The sequence below is a fragment of the Enterobacter cloacae complex sp. SHL021 genome, assembly GCF_049237765.1.
In the GTDB taxonomy this organism is placed as follows: domain Bacteria; phylum Pseudomonadota; class Gammaproteobacteria; order Enterobacterales; family Enterobacteriaceae; genus Enterobacter; species Enterobacter cloacae.
This window is the reverse complement of sequence record NZ_JBMKJG010000001.1, coordinates 358,247-377,436: the sequence shown is the minus strand read 5'-3', so window position 1 is coordinate 377,436 and position 19,190 is coordinate 358,247. Positions and strand designations below refer to the sequence as shown.

General features: G+C 51.7%; 22 protein-coding genes. 10 read left to right on the top strand and 12 right to left on the bottom strand.

Going from position 1 to position 19,190, the window contains the following annotated elements; translation table 11 throughout:
* The first annotated feature begins 408 nt into the window (after positions 1-408).
* The 3 genes from yeaG to ACOTZF_RS01795 all read left to right on the top strand — a co-directional run bounded on the left by yeaG (position 409) and on the right by ACOTZF_RS01795 (position 4,316).
* On the top strand, positions 409-2,343 hold the full coding sequence (yeaG, locus tag ACOTZF_RS01805) for a protein kinase YeaG (RefSeq protein ID WP_013097060.1): 1,935 nt from the start codon (positions 409-411) through the stop codon (positions 2,341-2,343).
* Positions 2,344-2,417: 74 nt separating this feature from the next.
* The gene (locus ACOTZF_RS01800; RefSeq protein WP_057071578.1) at positions 2,418-3,701 is read left to right on the top strand and encodes a YeaH/YhbH family protein; all 1,284 of its coding nucleotides are present in this window, start codon (positions 2,418-2,420) and stop codon (positions 3,699-3,701) included.
* 114 nt (positions 3,702-3,815) lie between these two features.
* Positions 3,816-4,316 (top strand): YbaK/prolyl-tRNA synthetase associated domain-containing protein, encoded by a 501-nt coding sequence (locus ACOTZF_RS01795; protein ID WP_013097062.1) that lies wholly within the window; start codon positions 3,816-3,818, stop codon positions 4,314-4,316.
* A gap of 21 nt (positions 4,317-4,337) precedes the next feature.
* On the opposite strand, the gene yoaI is transcribed toward ACOTZF_RS01795, so the two are convergent.
* Positions 4,338-4,442, bottom strand: coding sequence for a small membrane protein YoaI (gene yoaI, locus ACOTZF_RS01790; protein ID WP_020690334.1), 105 nt, complete (start codon positions 4,440-4,442; stop codon positions 4,338-4,340).
* Between the two features lie 145 nt (positions 4,443-4,587).
* On the opposite strand from yoaI, the gene ACOTZF_RS01785 reads away from it, so the two are divergent.
* A complete protein-coding gene (locus tag ACOTZF_RS01785; RefSeq protein ID WP_008500737.1) occupies positions 4,588-5,034 on the top strand; it encodes a DUF441 domain-containing protein in 447 nt (148 codons plus the stop codon).
* Here ACOTZF_RS01785 and ACOTZF_RS01780 read toward each other — a convergent pair.
* On the bottom strand, positions 5,018-5,809 hold the full coding sequence (locus ACOTZF_RS01780; protein ID WP_038979869.1) for an AraC family transcriptional regulator: 792 nt from the start codon (positions 5,807-5,809) through the stop codon (positions 5,018-5,020). The two genes, ACOTZF_RS01785 and ACOTZF_RS01780, sit on opposite strands and share 17 nt — an antisense overlap.
* A 99-nt stretch (positions 5,810-5,908) precedes the next feature.
* Here ACOTZF_RS01780 and ACOTZF_RS01775 point away from each other — a divergent pair, with 99 nt between their 5' ends.
* Positions 5,909-7,084, top strand: a complete 1,176-nt coding sequence (locus ACOTZF_RS01775; RefSeq protein ID WP_058681433.1) for a CynX/NimT family MFS transporter — start codon at positions 5,909-5,911, stop codon at positions 7,082-7,084.
* Between the two features lie 33 nt (positions 7,085-7,117).
* On the opposite strand, the gene ACOTZF_RS01770 is transcribed toward ACOTZF_RS01775, so the two are convergent.
* A complete protein-coding gene (locus ACOTZF_RS01770; protein ID WP_014831497.1) occupies positions 7,118-7,825 on the bottom strand; it encodes a CTP synthase C-terminal region-related (seleno)protein in 708 nt (235 codons plus the stop codon).
* 101 nt (positions 7,826-7,926) lie between these two features.
* Between ACOTZF_RS01770 and ACOTZF_RS01765 the strand changes: the two genes are divergently transcribed.
* Complete coding sequence (locus ACOTZF_RS01765) at positions 7,927-8,271, top strand: DUF488 domain-containing protein (RefSeq protein ID WP_072036483.1); 345 nt, start codon at positions 7,927-7,929, stop codon at positions 8,269-8,271.
* Here ACOTZF_RS01765 and ACOTZF_RS01760 read toward each other — a convergent pair whose 3' ends face one another.
* Together ACOTZF_RS01760 and ACOTZF_RS01755 are read right to left on the bottom strand one after the other, a co-directional pair.
* Positions 8,272-8,577, bottom strand: a complete 306-nt coding sequence (locus ACOTZF_RS01760) for a periplasmic protein (protein WP_038979865.1) — start codon at positions 8,575-8,577, stop codon at positions 8,272-8,274.
* A gap of 80 nt (positions 8,578-8,657) precedes the next feature.
* Positions 8,658-8,912 carry a DUF333 domain-containing protein gene (locus ACOTZF_RS01755; RefSeq protein ID WP_038979863.1) on the bottom strand — a complete coding sequence of 85 codons (255 nt, stop codon included), beginning with the start codon at positions 8,910-8,912 and terminating at the stop codon, positions 8,658-8,660.
* Positions 8,913-9,219: 307 nt separating this feature from the next.
* Here ACOTZF_RS01755 and ACOTZF_RS01750 point away from each other — a divergent pair, with 307 nt between their 5' ends.
* From ACOTZF_RS01750 to yoaJ, 3 genes are read left to right on the top strand one after another with little or no spacing between them, the layout of a single operon-like run.
* Positions 9,220-10,248, top strand: a complete 1,029-nt coding sequence (locus ACOTZF_RS01750; protein WP_129252759.1) for a sensor domain-containing diguanylate cyclase — start codon at positions 9,220-9,222, stop codon at positions 10,246-10,248.
* Between the two features lie 45 nt (positions 10,249-10,293).
* On the top strand, positions 10,294-10,392 hold the full coding sequence (locus ACOTZF_RS01745; protein WP_014883431.1) for a YoaK family small membrane protein: 99 nt from the start codon (positions 10,294-10,296) through the stop codon (positions 10,390-10,392).
* Positions 10,393-10,467: a protein YoaJ gene (gene yoaJ / locus ACOTZF_RS01740; protein WP_071830143.1), complete on the top strand. Its 75-nt coding sequence runs from the start codon at positions 10,393-10,395 to the stop codon at positions 10,465-10,467.
* 54 nt (positions 10,468-10,521) lie between these two features.
* Here yoaJ and ACOTZF_RS01735 read toward each other — a convergent pair whose 3' ends face one another.
* Positions 10,522-10,770: a GlsB/YeaQ/YmgE family stress response membrane protein gene (locus ACOTZF_RS01735; protein ID WP_008500746.1), complete on the bottom strand. Its 249-nt coding sequence runs from the start codon at positions 10,768-10,770 to the stop codon at positions 10,522-10,524.
* Positions 10,771-11,049: 279 nt separating this feature from the next.
* Positions 11,050-12,534: a sensor domain-containing diguanylate cyclase gene (locus ACOTZF_RS01730; RefSeq protein ID WP_412059306.1), complete on the bottom strand. Its 1,485-nt coding sequence runs from the start codon at positions 12,532-12,534 to the stop codon at positions 11,050-11,052.
* Positions 12,535-12,782: 248 nt separating this feature from the next.
* On the opposite strand from ACOTZF_RS01730, the gene ACOTZF_RS01725 reads away from it, so the two are divergent.
* Positions 12,783-14,309: an EAL domain-containing protein gene (locus tag ACOTZF_RS01725; RefSeq protein ID WP_058651471.1), complete on the top strand. Its 1,527-nt coding sequence runs from the start codon at positions 12,783-12,785 to the stop codon at positions 14,307-14,309.
* Here ACOTZF_RS01725 and ACOTZF_RS01720 read toward each other — a convergent pair.
* The 5 genes from ACOTZF_RS01720 to ACOTZF_RS01700 form a co-directional block, all read right to left on the bottom strand.
* Positions 14,287-14,532, bottom strand: a complete 246-nt coding sequence (locus ACOTZF_RS01720) for a YmjA family protein (RefSeq protein ID WP_013097073.1) — start codon at positions 14,530-14,532, stop codon at positions 14,287-14,289. The two genes, ACOTZF_RS01725 and ACOTZF_RS01720, sit on opposite strands and share 23 nt — an antisense overlap.
* 71 nt (positions 14,533-14,603) lie before the next feature.
* The gene (locus ACOTZF_RS01715) at positions 14,604-14,951 is read right to left on the bottom strand and encodes a DUF1304 domain-containing protein (RefSeq protein WP_029881988.1); all 348 of its coding nucleotides are present in this window, start codon (positions 14,949-14,951) and stop codon (positions 14,604-14,606) included.
* A gap of 61 nt (positions 14,952-15,012) precedes the next feature.
* Complete coding sequence (locus ACOTZF_RS01710) at positions 15,013-17,010, bottom strand: BCCT family transporter (RefSeq protein ID WP_058651470.1); 1,998 nt, start codon at positions 17,008-17,010, stop codon at positions 15,013-15,015.
* Positions 17,011-17,153: 143 nt separating this feature from the next.
* Positions 17,154-17,789 carry a response regulator transcription factor gene (locus ACOTZF_RS01705; RefSeq protein WP_029881986.1) on the bottom strand — a complete coding sequence of 212 codons (636 nt, stop codon included), beginning with the start codon at positions 17,787-17,789 and terminating at the stop codon, positions 17,154-17,156.
* Between the two features lie 330 nt (positions 17,790-18,119).
* Complete coding sequence (locus ACOTZF_RS01700; RefSeq protein ID WP_348563285.1) at positions 18,120-19,184, bottom strand: GlxA family transcriptional regulator; 1,065 nt, start codon at positions 19,182-19,184, stop codon at positions 18,120-18,122.
* Positions 19,185-19,190 lie beyond the last annotated feature (6 nt).

The window sequence follows — 19,190 nt, the reverse complement described above, 5'->3', positions numbered from 1 at the left end:
ATAATCAGCGGGAGAAGTGTAACCGCCAGACCCGTACTTCCCCAAATTTTTTGCCTGCTAATCAGTTTGATTAACCCGTTATTTTTCATTTTTCAGATGACAGGCCGTTTTCACTTCTGTGACCGCAGGGTGAAAAATGCCCGTATGACATATAACGGCAATGGATATTTTTGGATGAGTTATTGATATGTCATTGAAATTAGATTTTATCAGCATGCAAGTTTTGCAAATGCCATCTACGCTTTAATTTAAGAAGAGTTTTCCTGCACGCCCCGCGGTTCTTAGCGTCTGACCTGGCACACAGGTTGCTGCTCTGGCAGTGAGGTGCGAGAGATTCTCTTCCGGGAGCCTCCACTACTCATACGAACGGCTCTTATCCTGTGCTAAAAAACGAAAGGACGGCATGCCATGAATATATTCGATCACTATCGCCAGCGCTATGAAGCTGCCAAGGACGAAGAGTTCACACTGCAGGAGTTTCTTACCATCTGTCGGCAAGATCGCAGTGCCTATGCCAACGCGGCAGAACGGCTATTGATGGCTATTGGTGAGCCAAACATGGTTGATACTGCCCAGGAACCACGGCTTTCCCGTCTCTTTTCGAATCGGGTGGTCGCCCGATACCCGGCGTTTGAAGAGTTCTATGGCATGGAAGATGCCATCGAGCAAATCGTCTCCTACCTGAAGCATGCTGCTCAGGGTCTGGAAGAGAAGAAACAGATCCTCTATTTACTCGGCCCGGTGGGTGGCGGTAAATCGTCGCTGGCTGAACGGCTGAAATCGCTGATGCAGCGCGTGCCTATCTATGTGCTGAGCGCCAACGGTGAACGCAGCCCGGTGAACGACCATCCGCTGTGCCTGTTTAACCCGCAGGAAGATGCGCAAATTCTGGATAAAGAGTACGGCATTCCGCGTCGTTATCTCGGCACCATCATGTCGCCGTGGGCGGCGAAACGCCTGCATGAGTTTGGTGGCGATATCACCAAATTCCGCGTCGTGAAAGTGTGGCCATCCATTCTGGAGCAGATCGCCATCGCCAAAACGGAACCGGGTGATGAGAACAACCAGGACATCTCGGCGCTGGTCGGTAAAGTCGATATCCGTAAGCTGGAAAACTACGCCCAGAATGACCCGGATGCCTACGGCTACTCCGGCGCACTGTGCCGGGCGAACCAGGGCATTATGGAATTCGTCGAGATGTTTAAAGCACCCATTAAAGTGCTGCATCCGCTGCTGACGGCCACCCAGGAGGGGAACTACAACGGGACGGAAGGTATCTCTGCCCTGCCGTTCAACGGCATCATCCTGGCGCACTCGAACGAATCCGAGTGGGTCTCCTTCCGAAATAACAAAAACAATGAGGCGTTCCTTGACCGTGTGTACATCGTCAAAGTGCCTTATTGCCTGCGGATCTCCGAAGAGATCAAAATTTACGAAAAACTGCTTAACCACAGTGAGCTAATGCATGCCCCATGCGCACCGGGCACGCTGGAAACGCTGTCGCGCTTCTCCATCCTGTCGCGTCTGAAAGAGCCGGAAAACTCCAGCATCTACTCCAAAATGCGCGTGTATGACGGGGAAAGCCTGAAAGATACCGACCCGAAAGCGAAGTCTTATCAGGAGTACCGCGATTACGCGGGTGTCGACGAGGGCATGAACGGTCTGTCCACGCGTTTCGCGTTTAAGATCCTCTCCCGCGTGTTTAACTTCGACCATGCGGAAGTGGCGGCCAACCCGGTCCACCTGTTCTATGTTCTGGAGCAGCAGATTGAACGCGAGCAGTTCCCACAGGAGCAGGCGGAACGTTACCTTGAGTTCCTGAAAGGTTATCTGATCCCGAAATATGCCGAGTTCATTGGCAAAGAGATCCAGACGGCCTACCTGGAATCCTATTCAGAATACGGCCAGAACATCTTTGACCGTTACGTCACCTATGCTGACTTCTGGATCCAGGATCAGGAGTACCGCGACCCGGATACCGGACAGCTGTTTGACCGTGAGTCCCTGAATGCGGAGCTGGAAAAAATTGAGAAGCCTGCCGGGATCAGTAACCCGAAAGACTTCCGTAACGAAATTGTGAACTTCGTACTGCGTGCCAGAGCGCATAACAACGGTCGTAATCCGAACTGGACCAGCTACGAGAAACTGCGCACGGTCATCGAGAAGAAAATGTTCTCAAATACCGAGGAGCTGTTACCCGTCATTTCGTTTAACACCAAAACCTCAACTGACGAGCAGAAAAAACACGACGATTTTGTCGACCGTATGATGGAAAAAGGCTACACCCGCAAACAGGTTCGTTTGCTGTGCGAATGGTATCTGCGCGTACGGAAATCGTCTTAAAACAAGTGCCCGGTGGCGTTTAACGCTCACCGGGCCGACAAAATGCAAGTTGGCAAATGCAGTACGGGGGGTATATGACCTGGTTTATTGACCGGCGTCTGAACGGCAAAAACAAGAGCATGGTGAATCGCCAGCGCTTCTTGCGCCGTTACAAAGCGCAAATTAAACAGTCGATCTCCGAGGCCATCAACAAACGCTCGGTAACCGACGTCGACAGCGGCGAGTCTGTCTCCATCCCCACCGATGACATCAGCGAACCGATGTTTCATCAGGGGCGTGGCGGCCTGCGCCATCGCGTACACCCAGGTAATGACCACTTCGTTCAGAACGACAGAATCGAGCGCCCACAAGGAGGCGGCGGTGGTTCAGGAAGCGGTCAAGGACAGGCCAGTCAGGATGGTGAAGGTCAGGATGAATTCGTCTTTCAGATCTCAAAAGATGAGTATCTCGACCTGCTCTTTGAGGATCTGGCGCTGCCTAATCTGAAAAAGAACCAGCACCGTCAGCTTAACGAATACAAAACCCATCGCGCGGGTTATACCGCGAACGGCGTACCGGCCAATATCAGCGTCGTTCGTTCGCTGCAGAACTCGCTGGCGCGGCGCACGGCCATGACGGCCGGTAAACGGCGGGAGCTGCGCGAACTGGAAAGCAGCCTGAAGGTGGTAGAAAACACAGAACCGGCGCAACTGCTGGAAGAGGAGCGCCTGCGTAAAGAGATTGCCGAGCTGAGGGCGAAGATTGAGCGGGTACCGTTTATCGATACCTTCGACCTGCGCTATAAAAACTACGAAAAACGGCCGGAGCCTTCGAGCCAGGCTGTCATGTTCTGTCTGATGGACGTCTCCGGTTCAATGGACCAGGCCACTAAGGATATGGCGAAGCGTTTTTACATTCTGCTCTATCTGTTCCTGAGCAGAACCTATAAGAACGTGGAAGTGGTTTATATCCGCCACCACACCCAGGCCAAAGAGGTGGATGAACATGAGTTCTTCTACTCGCAGGAGACCGGCGGCACCATCGTATCGAGCGCCCTGAAGCTGATGGATGAGGTGGTGAAAGAGCGTTACGATCCGGCTCAGTGGAACATCTATGCCGCGCAGGCGTCGGATGGCGACAACTGGGCGGATGATTCGCCGCTGTGTCACGACATTCTGGCGAAGAAAATTTTGCCGGTGGTGCGTTACTACAGCTATATCGAAATCACGCGTCGTGCTCACCAGACGCTGTGGCGAGAATATGAACATCTGCAATCGATGTTCGATAACTTCGCCATGCAACACATCCGTGATCAGGATGATATTTATCCGGTGTTCCGGGAGCTGTTCCACAAGCAATCGGCCACCAGCAATGCCTGACCACACAGCCAGCGACACGCTGGCTGTTTTCTTTACCTTTCGTCCATCCCCTTCGCAAAAAGATCTGTGCTACTGTTGGAAACTGCGTATTGGCAGATAACAGGTAAACTGACTATGTCTGATGAGGTTAAGGGTACGGCTACCCACCAGCAACTCATTTCGCTGTTAACGCAGCAAGGTGCGCGCTTTCGCGTGATGGAGCACGAGGCCGTAGGAAAATGCGAAGCGGTAAGCGAAATCCGCGGAACCGATCTGGGGCAAGGCGCAAAAGCGCTGGTCTGCAAAGTGAAGGGAAACGGCGTAAAAAAACACGTTCTGGCGATCCTGGCCGCTGACCAGCAGGCCGACCTGAGCCAGCTTGCCAGCCATTTCGGCGGCTTAAAAGCCTCTCTCGCAAGCCCGGCCGAAGTCGATCATTTGACCGCCTGCGTGTTTGGCGCTATCCCACCGTTTAGCTTCCATCCGGATCTGACGCTGGTCGCCGACCCGCTCCTGTTCGAGCGTTTTGACGAAATCGCGTTCAATGCCGGTCTGCTGGAAAAATCCGTGATCATGGATACCCAGGATTATCTGCGCATTGCCCGCCCTGAACTGGTGACGTTTCGTAAAGCGTGACCGTGATGGCTGACACCTCTGTCAGCCTCTCTTTTCCAGAAACAGAACTGATGCGATCAAAATCACCGCAATAGCGAAAAACGATGAGGAGATAATCAGCGTTTCAACAAACATGTGATCGTTCATCTTAGCGACCCTTTGCGATGCCTGATGCCGTTTTATCCCCTGCAAATGACACGGATATGACAATCCCCTATTTTTTTTAAAACACTGTCGTCAGCCGTTTTTCCGCGTAAAGTAAGCAGGCTTACTATTCTGGCAAGGACTCCTCATGTTTGACCCTACTCTGCTCATTCTTCTGGCACTCGCTGCACTCGGCTTTATCAGCCATAACACCACCGTCGCCATCTCGATCCTGGTGTTGATCATTGTGCGCGTCACCCCGTTAAACACTTTTTTCCCGTGGATAGAAAAACAAGGCCTGACGATCGGGATAATCATTTTGACCATTGGGGTGATGGCCCCCATTGCCAGCGGCACGCTTCCGGCCTCAACGCTGCTGCACTCGTTTGTTAACTGGAAATCACTGGTGGCTATCGCGGTGGGGATTTTCGTGTCATGGCTGGGTGGTCGCGGCGTCACGTTGATGAGCAGCCAGCCCTCGCTGGTGGCTGGCCTGCTGGTGGGAACGGTGCTTGGCGTGGCGCTCTTTCGCGGCGTTCCGGTGGGCCCGCTCATTGCCGCCGGGCTGGTTTCGCTGTTTATTGGGAAGTCGTAGTCAGGCTGGCAATATAGCGCGCAGGCGTTTGCCCCAGCCCCTTTTTAAACATCGTAATAAAGGCGGTGGTGGAGTCATAACCAAGTGACTGCGCCACCTGCTGAACTGACTTCCCGCCAATCAGCAGCTGCAACGCCACAATTAACTGCAGCTGATGGCGCCAGCGGCGAAAGCTTAAGCCCGTCTCTTTGACCACCAGCCGTGCCAGGTTGCGCTCACTCATGGCAAAGTGGTTCGCCCATTGCGCCAGCGTCTGCCACGCGGCGGGCTCTTCCGCCATCTTTTCGCTCATCAACCGAATTTTAGGATGAGGGGAAACGGGCAGCTGTAAATGTTCCTGTCGCTGGAGCGGCAGTTCATCAAACAGCACATCCACCAGACGCGAGGTGGTGGCAAGCGGCAGTTGCTCACGCGTTTTTCCCGCCAGCGACAGAATCAGCTCCCGCACCAGCGGCGATATTTTCAGGGTACAGCACCGGTCCGGCAGACTGACGGCACCAGGTTCAATAAACAAAAAGCAGAGCTGCGCGCCTGGCGTGGCCCTGTTGCTGTGGGGCATCTGCCCGGGGATCCACACGGCATACTGGGGCGGTACCATCAGCATGGCATTTTCTACCTCACAGGTGATTGCCCCACCCAGCGCCAGAATCAGCTGCCCTTTGCGGTGCTGATGGAGCGGAATATATTGCTCCTGCGCTACCACGCGGATGCGAAACGCGACCGCCGCATCGAATTGGCTATCGGGATCGTAGCCGTCGAGTCCCAGACCGTTCATCAGGTTGTCCGATATTAGCGATAAACTGTCATTTTAGCCTGATTTCAACCACGGCGAAAATCGGTATTGTGTGCGCTCGCCTGAACGTATGAGAAAACAATGACTACTGCTACTCGCAAAGGCGCGCTGCTGATCGCCGGCATTCTGATGATTGCCACGACGCTTCGCGTCACCTTTACCGGAGCAGCGCCGCTGCTCGATACCATTCGCCTTGAATATGGATTAACCACCGCGCAAACCGGCCTGCTAACCACCCTGCCACTATTAGCGTTTGCCCTTGTCTCGCCGCTTGCCGCGGGCGTAGCACGGCGTATCGGCATGGAGCGCAGCCTGTTCCTCGCCCTGCTGCTGATCTGCGCCGGGATTGTCGTGCGCTCTCTGCCCTCCGCGGCCCTGCTGTTTACCGGTACGGCGGTGATAGGTTGCGGGATCGCGCTCGGGAATGTGCTGTTACCGGGCTTAATCAAACGCGACTTTCCCGGCCAGGTTGCCCGCCTTACCGGGGCCTATTCCCTGACGATGGGCGTTTCGGCGGCGCTCGGTTCGGCGCTGATTGTTCCTCTCGCCCAGGGAGCCGCAGGCTGGCATGGCGCGCTGCTGATGCTGATGATCTTTCCCCTGCTGGCGCTGCTGCTCTGGCTGCCGCAGTGGCGCCAGAAGCAGGTCGCCACGGTGACCGGTGCAGGGGCGCTGCACAACCGCGCCATATGGCGTTCTGCCCTCGCCTGGCAGGTGACGCTCTTTCTCGGCATTAACTCGCTGATTTACTACGTCATCATCGGCTGGTTGCCCGCGATATTACTCAGCCACGGCTACAGCGAAGCGCAGGCGGGCTCCATGCACGGACTCTTACAGCTGGCCACGGCCATTCCGGGCCTTGCCGTACCGCTGATCCTGCATCGCCTGAACGATCAACGCGGGATCGCCGGCGCCGTAGCCCTGATGTGCGCAGTGAGTGCGGCCGGTTTCTGGTTTGCACCGGATTTGGCGGTCGTGTGGACGCTGGTGTTTGGCTTTGGCACCGGAGCAACGATGATCCTCGGTCTGACGTTCATCGGCCTGCGCGCCAGCTCTGCTCATCAGGCGGCGGCACTGTCCGGTATGGCGCAGTCGATTGGTTATCTGCTGGCCGCCTGCGGGCCTCCGCTGATGGGGAAAATTCACGATACCGCCGGTGACTGGCAGATCCCCCTTCTGGCCTGCGCGCTGGCCTCGGTGGTGATGGCCATCTGCGGCATGCTTGCCGGGCGAGACCGGGAGATCACGCCACGCTAAAAACAGTGGCAGACCTGACGGTCTGCCTGTTATTTATCCCCTTGCCGCACGCAGCATCGCCTGTACCAACACCACCGGACGCCCCGCCAGCGCTGCACGCTCGTGCTGGAATAAGGTAATCACGAAGAATGGATGGGTAACCAGCTCTGCGGCACGGATTTCCCCCTGCTCGTCCCAGCCCGTCACGCGCATATCACCGCTCTCCAGTTCCTGCGCAAATTCCGGCGATACGCCGTAGTTGCAGTGATATCCCTCTTCGATTTCCGGCTTGCCGTAGGCTTTCGCAATAAGCGTGTTGTTACGCAGTTCAATCGCATCGGTTTTTTCCACCAGCGAGCAGGTCAGCGGCGCAATCACCATTGAGCCTTCGGTATCCGTTTCGGCGTGCGCCGCATCGCTCCAGCCGAGCACATTACGCGCATACTCAATCAATGCATGCTGAAAACCGCCGCAGGTGCCGAGAAACGGAATGCTGTTTTCGCGCGCGTAGCGTGCAGCGATAAATGCGGCTTCGGTGTTTTTGTAGGGGCTTGCAGGAACCAGCCAGATGGCATCGTAACCCACCAGGTCTTCAGGGCTGGTCAGCTCCGTCGTCGCTAGCCAGTCGTAATCAGCGGTGAGATCCAGTACTGCAGCAGCATCATCAATGGCCAGCGGGATCGCCTGGTGCGCAATCACATCGGGATTGTAATCGCCAACCAGCGCAATGCGCAGCGTCGTTTTAACCGGGAGGTGTTCCATGAAAGGTTCCTTATGCCAGAGTATTATCAGATAACATAAGGAACCTCAGACTACCGATCTTCTGCAATAATCACAATACCTTAAATTGGGAGGGGGAAATGATGATTCAGTGCAAGCGCGTCTATGAACAGGCAGCCCCGGAGGATGGTTATCGGGTGCTGGTGGACAGACTGTGGCCGCGAGGGGTGAAAAAAGCAGACCTTGTGCATAATGAATGGTGCAAGGCGCTCACACCTTCTGACGGGTTACGTAAGGCCTTTCACAGTGAAGCCATTGATTTCGCTGCCTTCAGCCAGGCGTATCGGGAAGAGCTGGCGCAGCATAAAGACGAAGGATTGCGTCTTGCAACCCTCGCCAGACAGCAAACCTTAACCCTTCTCTACGCCGCGAAAAATACCGAACAGAATCACGCAATGGTCTTAGCCGACTGGCTGCGCCATCTGTGATTAGCTGGCCGTCAGCGCATCGGAGGTTTGCGGTGCCTCATCCGGCGTGAGCGGCAGCAGATGTTCGGCGCGCACAAACGCAAAACCGTGCTGATTATCAAAGGCGTAGACATCGCCCGTCACCAGCCAGAGCGCGCGATCCGCTGTCGCAGGCAGCTGCGTCATCACGCCATTGACCGGGTTAACGAAGCGCTGGCCGGGCTGGCAAAGGCCAAACAACTCAACGGATTTACCCACATTGCGACGGCCTGAGGCCGTGCGGGCACCAATGATCAACGCCATGCTGCCCGGTTTAAGCTGAAACATACTTCTCTCACGATAACGGTGGCCAGAAACTGGCTAAGAATAATCCTAAAGAGAAGTGTATCGCAATCTTTGTCCTGCTGTCACCTGGCGGGTTGCGGATGATCGCGGCGGTAGAGCTCCCATTCGTCGATGACTTCGCCACCGGGCAATTTACACTCCGTACGCACGCCCTGCGGGCTCTGGATTGGGATCTGCTCTCCTCCTTTTTCCAGACAATAGACAGAGGCAGGGTTAGCCATCCCCACCCTATGCGGCGGCGGTGGGGCAACAGGTGGAGACGTTTTTGTGGTACAGGCCGCCAGGGGTAGCGCGAGAGCCAAAAGCAGAAATCTCATCGTGTTGATCCTTTTTACATCATCAGAAGATAAGGGTAACGGGTCGCCGTCGCTTTCTCCATCATTTCTCCATTTTAACTGCACTTTTCAACACTATAGTGAGGCGTGTTCTCCTTATGACCAGAGAACATCATTCCGTAATCAAGATGTCTTTGCCCCGGTCTCAACAACGGGGCCTTTTTCTCCCCTGCCTGCTTCTGGTGGATATATAAAATTCTCACCATTCATGTTTTACTATGGCTGAAGTCGAAATTTTCAGCATAACATGCAGATGCAGACGTCTTGTGCATGGGAGTCAACCTACGTCATGTCAGATATCATCCTGGCCCGAGTGTCAGAAACGCTCACCACGGAACAATCCCTTGAAAGTCTCGTTCGCCAGTTGCTGGAGATGCTGGAACTTGTGACCGAAATGGAGTCGACCTACCTGACGAAGGTCGATATCAATGCCCGTCTTCAGCATATTTTGTATGCCCGAAACAGTAAGCAGATGCAGATCCCGGAGGGACTAAGCGTGCCCTGGGGCGATACATTGTGCAAACGTGCGCTGGACAGTGACACCATTTTCAGTAACGAGGTTCCTGAACGCTGGGCGGATTGCGATGCCGCGAAAGCGCTCGGTATTACCACGTACATGAGCGTGCCGGTTCACCTGGCGGATGGTTCCCTGTACGGCACGCTCTGTGCGACCAGCACGGAAAAGAAGCTGCTCAGTGAACGCGGCGAACACGTGCTAAAACTCTTTGCCGGGCTGATTGCCCAGTATATTCAGAAAGAGTCGTTGCTTTCTCAACTTCGAGAAGCGAATGCAGCGCTCATCGCCTATTCCTTTACCGACGTTCTCACCGGTTTACCCAACCGCCGCGCCATCTTTGAAGATCTCAATACCCTGTTTTCTTTAGGCCGCCACCTTAAACGCAACGTAATTATCGCTTTTATCGATCTGGATGATTTTAAACGGATTAACGACCAGTACGGGCATGAAGCAGGCGATCAATTCCTCATTGAAGTCGGCAAACGTCTGTCAGATGAAAAGACCGAAGACGAGATTATCGGCCGCCTGGGGGGCGATGAGTTCCTGGTAGCCTGCCTGAGTAAAGCGGAAAATCAGGCTGTCGATGGCCAGATTAACCAGCTCAGGGCACGGCTTCGCGACCGGATTGCCGGCCAATACGGGTTGGGCAGTGTGAGTATTGTGTACCCGGGTGCAAGCCTGGGAGTTGTCGAAGTTGATCCTGCCAGGATGGATCCGGACAGCGCATTACGCGTCGCGGATGTTGCGATGTATCAGGATAAAAAGGGTAAAGGCAAAACGCGCTTTCACGTTTTGGATTAACCCCGTACACTCTACGGCATTCTGAAAACCAAAACAGGTGATGGCATGAGAATAGGGATCCTCTTCCCGGTCGTTATTTTTATAACGGCGGTGGTTTTTTTAGCATGGTTTTTTGTCGGTGGTTACGCGGCTCCGGGAGCATAAATGAGAAAAACCACCCTCATTATGCTGCTCGTCGCCATCGTCGCCGTTGCTGGCACGCAATTTGGCTGGTGGTAACACCGCAACGTAAAAAGGCCGCCATCTGGCAGCCTTTTTTAACGCTTATCAAACTTAGCTTTTGATTTTTCTGTAGATAAACAGAACAACCAGCGCGCCGATCACGGCGACAGCAAAACTGCCGAAGTTGAAACCGTCAACTTTGCCAAACCCGAACAGCGTACTGATCCAGCCGCCGACGACCGCGCCGACAATACCCAGTATCACGGTAACGATAAAACCACCGCCATCTTTGCCCGGCATGATCCACTTCGCCAGAATACCCGCAATAAGCCCAAAGATAATCCAGGATAAAATTCCCATAACTTTCCTCTCTGTATGGTTTTTGTCATTAAATCAACGACACAAAAAGGATAGCACAGGATCCGGGAAAGGAAATTTGTGATTAGTATCACAGCGAGAGAGTGCGCATTTAGTATCCAAAACTGCACCACACGAAATGTGGGGTTGCAACTTAAGATGAGAAAGATTATCTTTCTCAACACTGAATAGTTGAGTTAAACGCTCAGGTATTCAGTACGACATTGCTCACATTGCTTCCAGTATTTTTGCCCACGCTTTAGTGGGCATTTTTTTGCCCGCTTACACGGCGATAAAGGCATAGCGGTTGCGTCCTGCGCGTTTTGCCTGATAGAGCGCCTGGTCAGCCGCAATAATAATGTTCTGCTGGCTGCCTGCAATGTAAACGGCACGTGCGGTTGACACCCCGACGCTGACCGTTACCCGTCCAAAGGGGCTAAAGGCATGCTCAATATGCAGTGAAAATACATTGCGGATGATCGTCTGGGCCAGGCGGATGGCTTCCTGAATATCGGCGTCTGGCAGGATCAGCGCAAACTCTTCGCCGCCATAACGCGCCACAAGCTGGTTGTTGCGGGTGAGGCTCTCTCTGAGGCTATTCCCCAGTAGGGTAAGGCATCGGTCTCCTTCTGGGTGACCGTAGTTATCATTGTATTTTTTGAAATAATCGACATCGACAATGAGGATAGAAATTGGCGTGTCGTTATCCGCACACGTGGCGATTTCAGACAGAATTTTTTCATCAAACGTGCGGCGGTTGAAAAGCCCCGTCAGCGCATCTTCAGAGGCTATTATCTTGAGCTCTTTGTTATCTCTGGTTTTTCTGGACAGATCCGAATAGAGGAAATAAGACGCGACGATAAGCGCCACGGTAAAAATAAGAATGAGTACGGCGAGCTGAATGGCCTGCTTACGCCAGGCTGCAAGTGCTTCTTCTTTACTCACTGCAACGGTGGTAACCAATCCGTAACGTTTGTTTTTCTCAAAAGCGAAAATGCGTTCGACTTTATCAAACCGCGAAACCGAGCTGGCAATCCCTGAATTTTGTACCTTCAGGTATTCTCTGAACAGGGGTGAGTCTGAAACAATCGCGCCAATGTAGTTATTTTTAAACGGATAACGAACCAGCAACACGCCGGATTGTGTCGTGAGGCCAATGACACCAGCATGGCCAATATTAATCTGCCCGTAGAGTGCCAGAAAATTTTCGATTCCAAGCGTCACCACGACAACGCCGTTAAAGTCTCCGGTCTGCGTTTCAAGCCGTCGACTGATCGTAATCACCCATTTCCCGTTCGTTCTGCTCACGACCGGCTGGCCAATAAAAATCTGCTGACTTTTATTTTCCTTGTGATAGATAAAAAACGATCTGTCAGCCCCTTTTCGCGGCCCGGAAAAACGTCCGTACAATGCCGTAAAGATGTCACCATTGACATCGTAAATAACCACATTGTTAATCTGGCTAAGAAGATTATCCTGATTTTCTATTATCCGTTGAATATTGGTCGCCTGTTCCGGGGTCATACCATAAATGTCGATCATGTCTGAAATGGTGGTGATCAGCATTTCGCTTTGACGCATGATCCCCTCAGTATAAACATCCAGGGTATGGCTCAGGTTAGCAACGCCGGTATTAATTTGCTGAATTGACTGCTGTCTGGACGTGGTAATTTGGACCGCAAGCGACAACGAGATGATCAACGAGACAATGATGACAGTAATGGTTGTTGTGTAAAAAGTATTTTTCACATGCACGAGCTTTTCCACCTTATCACGCCTGACATCCCTGGCTGACAACTCGTGTCACTGTAACAAAGGTCAGGATAAGAGGAAAATAAATTGCACTTAAGCGCACAATAAGAAGCGGTTATTATTTTGCTTCACTAAAATTTGCGTCAGGGTTATTACGGAGATCCCCTGGCGCCTGCCGCTCTCTCCCGTGAGTACCAGGCTTGTACCCTGCCCCGGCTGTGTTAAGATTCACCCCATCAGGGAGCTGACAGGATAACCGGAAAATGAAAAAAATCATTGCCGTTGCTATCGTATCAACGATTCTGGTCATTCTGTCTCTGTATGCGGTGAATGCGGTTATCATCAGCCAGCAGAAGGATAAACAGCGTGAGATCGCCCAGACGCTTTTGCACTATTCCGAAGGATTATCCGAAAGCATCGCGCTGGCCCTTAAAGAGGTAACAACCCGAGGCTGCAATCAAACCAGCCTTGATCGCTACAGAAAGCTAAAACTCGACAGCCCCTATTTTTCCGATATCGGTTTTGTTGAAAATGGGCAAGTCGTCTGTACTGCCTTTTGGGGTAAGCTCGCCACTCCAGTCCCTCTACCGACAGAACTCCATAAAACACCAAGAGGCTTTCTGTTAGCGCAGTTTTCGAGAAAGGATTTTTTCACTGGCAACGCGGCAATCTATAATAATGTGATTATTTTCACCTCGCGTTATGCCTACGATAAATTCACGCCGGTTACGGCAAACTATGCGCTGAGTACCACGACGAAAGATTTCGACCGAACATTTTTCTCGGTTAAGCCAGATGTCATAAAACACCACTGGCCAGATTCAGCGTTTTTTACCCTGACCCTGACGCAGTGCAGCACGCGATGGGACATATGCGTTACGGTGAAGCATTACGACGCGGGCCTGGCTTCGCTCCCCATTGTGGTGTTTATTCTTCTGACGACTATTCTGTGTTTTATCTGGACCGCAATCTCGTTGTTTTTCATGCGCATTTACGAAGATCGCTTCTCACTGGAGCGAACGCTGGTTAAGGCGGTAAAAAACAATTCTATCAGCGTTAACTACCAGCCGATTATACGTATCCAGGATAAAAGCATTGTCGGGGTAGAAGTGCTGTCGAGATGGCGCGATTATCATCGCACCGATGTCTCCCCGGAACTGTTTATTCCTTTAATTAAGAAAATTGGGCTGTACCGACAGTATTATATTAATATTATTGAAAAATCGCTGTCTGAGATCGCACCGCTTGCCATTAAACATCAGCTGATGATTTCGCTGAACGTTGGGCGAACAGAGATTGAAGATGGGCAGTTTATCCAGACGTTACGTCGTGAATGTGCATTTAATCACATCCCCCTGTCTTTGATAAAAGTGGAACTTTCAGAAAAAGCGGTATCCAGTGCGGATATTCTGGAAGGATTTTGTCTGGAGCTGAAAAAACGTGGGGTGAGAATATCGATAGACGATTTCGGCGTGAAAAACTCAAACCTGGACCGACTCTCTCTGCTGGAATATGACGAAATCAAAATCGATAAGTCGCTGGTGGACGGTATCAATGAACATTATAAGCAGAATATTTTTGCTATTTTTTGCGATGCGCTTGCCAGGCTCAACAAAACGCTCGTTTTCGAAGGGGTGGAAAGTGAAACCCAGTATCATTTTATTGCGGACAGGTATCCTGACGCTCTGATCCAGGGGTGGTACTTCTCAAAATCACTGACACGCAGTGAACTGGCGAAGAAACTTACGATGAGAATGCCCTTGCGGGCTACTCGTTCCCCCACTGATTAAGGAAATTCGCAATATCGTCGATGCGTACCGTGCGGATCCCCGCCTCACTGGCCATTTCCTGCTGGGCTTCCTCGCTGATTTCCTCGTTGTTCGTTAACCGCGTCAGCAGCAGCTGGAAATAGTACGCTAGCGCGTCATGCTCTGACTCACTGACTGGCTCAGCGGTTTCCGTCGAATACTCATCGACGATGTCATAATATTTAAGCGGAATATCGTTGTTCATAAACAGTCTCTCGTCTGTCATTTAGCGGGTGATGCACCGAGTATAGCGGACGCATTACGTTGACCAAAGTATTAGATAAGCAGCGCAAGTAAGGCAGCGAGAGCCGGCATAGCCTGAACATAGAGGATTTTTCGACTGGCAGTCGCTGCGCCAAAAATTCCGGCAAGTAGCACGCAGCTCAGGAAAAAGACGGTCACAGGGACACCGCGCTCTCCGAGCCAGAGTCCCCAGAGCAGACCCGCCGCCAGAAAACCGTTATACAGCCCCTGATTCGCAGCCAGTACGCGGGTTTCACGCGCAAAATCGGGCGTGAGATTGAAAGCCTTGTGCCCGGTTTTGGTGTTCCACAGGAACATCTCCAGCACCAGAATATAGAGATGGATTAACGCAACAATAACGATAAGTACAGTGGCTAACATAAGGCTGTCTCACACAGTCAGTGGCAAAATAAATGCCGTCCCATCGGACGGCATTTTTGTATTAACGAACCAGGTGCAGGAAGTGCAGATGTTTTTCGTACTGGTCCAGTATGTCATTGATAAGCTGTTCCTGATTCCAGCCCATCACATCATAGTTCTGACCGCCCTCTTTCAGATATACTTCAGCGCGATAATAGCGGTGTTGCTCTGCCTGTTGCTCGTCATTATCCATAGCGGCAAGAGCAAAAGTTGGCGAATTATAGCCACGTAGCCTCACTTCATAAATAAAGTTCAGCTCATTGCCTAAATCAACTTCAAGCCGGAGACGATCGTCAGCCGCATCATTGATATGACTCAACGTCCCCTGCTTGTTCAGTTCTTCCTGAACCAACGTCATGGCAGGCTGGATAACGTCGTCCATAAACCGTTTCACCAGAGAACGTTTCGGCAGATAGGCAATATTGCGCAACCTTCTCTGCCACGGAATAGGGTTACGTGCGGCAGTCGGCGCAATCGTCGCCATGCTCAGACTTTCACGTTTGGTCAAATCCCGACGCAGGGCTTTTAACAGTCCGTATATTGAGATCAATAAGATCACGGAGAACGGTAATGCGCTCGCTATTGTCACGGTTTGCAGCGCGCTCAGCCCACCCGCAATCAGCAATGCAATGGCCACAATCCCCATGAGCGAGGCCCAGAAAATTCGCTGCCATACAGGCGTGCTAGCGACGCCACCCGATGCCAGCGTATCCACAACCATCGCCCCGGAGTCAGCCGAGGTGACAAAGAAGACAATGACCATCGCCATTGCAATAAATGACAACACTGAGGAAAACGGGAAATGTTCAAGGAAATTAAACAGGGCCAGCGCGACATCCTGCTGGACGGTATTTGCCAGGTCTGTTGCTCCCTGATTCATGATGAGATAAATGGCGCTGTTACCAAACACCGTCATCCACATGAGGGTAAAACCTGCGGGAACAAACAGCACGCCCGTAACAAACTCACGAATTGTCCTGCCACGGGATACGCGCGCGATGAACATACCGACAAACGGCGACCAGGAAAGCCACCATCCCCAGTACAACAGCGTCCAGCCACCAAGCCAGTTGCTTGATTTCGGTTCGTAGGCGTAAAGGTTAAAGGTTTTACTCACTAATTCCGAAAGATAACCGCCGGTATTTTCGACAAAAGATTTCAGTAAAAGTACGGTTGGTCCAAGACACAGCACAAGCGCCAGAAGTAAAACAGCCAGACCCAGATTGAGTTCAGAGAGGATACGTATTCCCTTGTCCAGACCGGACACCACTGAAATCGTCGCTAACCCCGTAATCACCACAATCAGAATGACCTGCACCGTTTCATTGATGGGCACCCCAAAAAGGTGGTTCAGACCGGCATTAACCTGCAAAACACCGTAACCCAGCGATGTGGCAACGCCAAAGACCGTCCCTATCACCGCAAAAATATCGACTGCATGGCCGACAGGACCGTAGATGCGATCGCCGATGATGGGATAGAGTGCGGAACGCAGCGTTAATGGCAAACCGTGACGGTAGCTGAAGAATGCCAGAATCAGCGCCACTATGGCATAGATGGCCCATGCATGCAGTCCCCAGTGGAAGAACGTCAGGCGCATGGCTTCTTTCGCTGCGGCTACGGTTTCAGGGGTGCCGACGGGTGGCGAAAGGTAATGCATTACCGGTTCGGCAACGCCAAAGAACATCAGGCCGATCCCCATCCCTGCCGAAAACAGCATCGCAAACCAGGAATGGTAGCTGAAATCAGGCTGGGCATGATCCGGCCCCAGTTTGATATCACCGTAACGCGAAAGACCGAGGAAAGTAACACTCAGTAAAATCAGGGCGACAGCAAGAATGTAGAACCAGCTGGCATTGGTGAATATCTGTTGCTGCAGGAGTTTGAATTTTTTGTCGGCCAGATCCGGGAATACTGCGGCAAAGGCGACAAGAAGGAAAATTAACAAAGCAGATGTGAAGAATACCGCTTTGTTAATCTGGCTTGTAGACTTCTTTGGGATAGTATCATTTTCACTCATAATCAATTCATTCCATTATCGTAGACCGCCCCGGTTGAGAGGCGTTACCTCTCATAGAGTAGCAAAATTCAACACCCCAGGGGGACAATAATCTGAATGAATGTCAGGGTGATATAAACTGTCCGGTGACGATCGCCGCGTTATCAATAAAGCCTGCGGGGTGGACATCGGGATTTACCGATTTGCAACGTGCCGGCAGCATGTACCAGATCCGCTAACGTACGAACCTGCATTTTATCCATCACCCTGCGTCGATGTACCTTCACCGTAATTTCTGTTATGCCCAGTTCCGATGCGATTTGTTTATTTTGCAAGCCATTAATTGCCAGCTCAAAAATCTGTTTCTCACGTCGCGTCAACGCCTGGTAATTTTTGCACAGTTCAAATAACCGTTGCTGTTCCAGAAAATGGTTTGTCGCGTCGATCAATACCTCATTCACCACGCGCAAAAGTTGTTCAGGTTCGACCGGTTTGGTCAAAAAATCCCGGGCGCCTGCTTTCATTGCCCGAACGCAGGAAGGGATTGAGCCGCTCTTCGTCAGAATGAGTACCGGTATAGCGCATCCACGCGCTTTGAGTGCATCCATCACGTCAAAGCCATTCATACGCGGAAGGTTTAATTCAAGGATTAAGCATGAAGGATGATCAACGATGGGAGAGGATAAAAATTCTTCGGCATTACTGAAGTCAAATGTCTGATAGCCCGCGGCTGTTAAGAACTGAACAACAAACGACCGATATGCATCATCATCATCGATAACATAAATAACCTCTTCCATATCAATTTCTCCTGATTAAATCTTTCAGGGACATAATACGAACAGTTGCGTCCATTCCCAAAGTATTTATGACTGCTAACGTCATGCCGGATATCTTTTCCATACCAACAGTAGGTAAAATCAAACAAGCCAACCATTCGTCAACCGTCAGGCTTATTGACTGCGAGTAGCATCAGGACAATCCGAAAAAAAACTGAACTTTCACAACATTCGCTTTCGAGTGTGAATCTGTCCGCGCCACACATTTATATTCAGAGGACGACATGATATTGACGGATGGTCAGCCAATCATCAGCTCAGTCACGCCCTTGATAAGCCAACAATAGCCGCTCATTCGCAGCCAGAATTTGAAGGGTTCGTTGTCAAAAGCCGCTTTCTGAAACTTCCGGGGGACATCCCCATCATGGCGCTAAAAGCGCGCCGGAAAGCAGTTTCATCGCTATATCCGCAAATATTTGCGATCTGTGAAATAGTCTTTCCTGGGCTTTCAAGAAGCACAGATGCAGTTTCAATACGAACCCGCGTAATGAAGTCTTTCGGACTTTCCTGGATGAGCGTTTTCATTTTACGGTTCAGCGTGCGGGTCGTCATATTCAGAGCTGCAGCAAGTTGCTTTACCGTCATTGCAGGGTTCTGATAACGAAGCAGACTCTCTGCTTTAGTCAGTAGAGGATGTCTTGAGTTGAGAAAACCTGCGGGCGCATAAATTTGCTGTGACAAAGGCTGGCTGTCAGCAACGGCCATGTCAGCTGTCAATTTTGCCAGCTCATTACCAGCATGATTGCGTACGAGGTATATAACCAGGTCGACCCATGAAAGCGGGCCGCCCGCGGTTATCACATTGTCTTGTTCTGCCAGGGTTTTTCCCCATATGGGTTTTGCAAGTGGATAGCGTTCAGCGAAAGTTGGATATAACCACCACGTAGTGGTGCAGACCCGTCCGTTGAGCAAACCCGCCTCTCCCAGCACAAAACCGCCCGCACATGCTGAGGCAATACAGCTTCCCTCTGAATATTTAACTTTCAACCACTCGGCCGCATTCGATACAGCTGCTTTGTCAGCCGTAAATCTTTGCTCATCCAACTGCATACCGCTGGCAATGATCAGCTCGAAGTTGTCAGGTTCATTAAATGAGCCATCACTTTCGATGATTCGTCCCTGAACGTCCCTGACGGGCTGCCCATCCGCGGTAATCGTCCTGACGTCAAAAAATGGATCAGCCCTGGATAGTTCAGGGCTCACTGTAGGGTTTAGCCTGATCACCTGATTCGCCAGCCAAAACATATCAGCCAGCCCTGCCAGCGCCGAACGCATGTTGCCCGGAAGCGCAAGTAACGCAACTCGCATTTTAACCCCAGTGCCGAAGAATGTCTTATTTCGCATGTTACCTGTCATTAATGA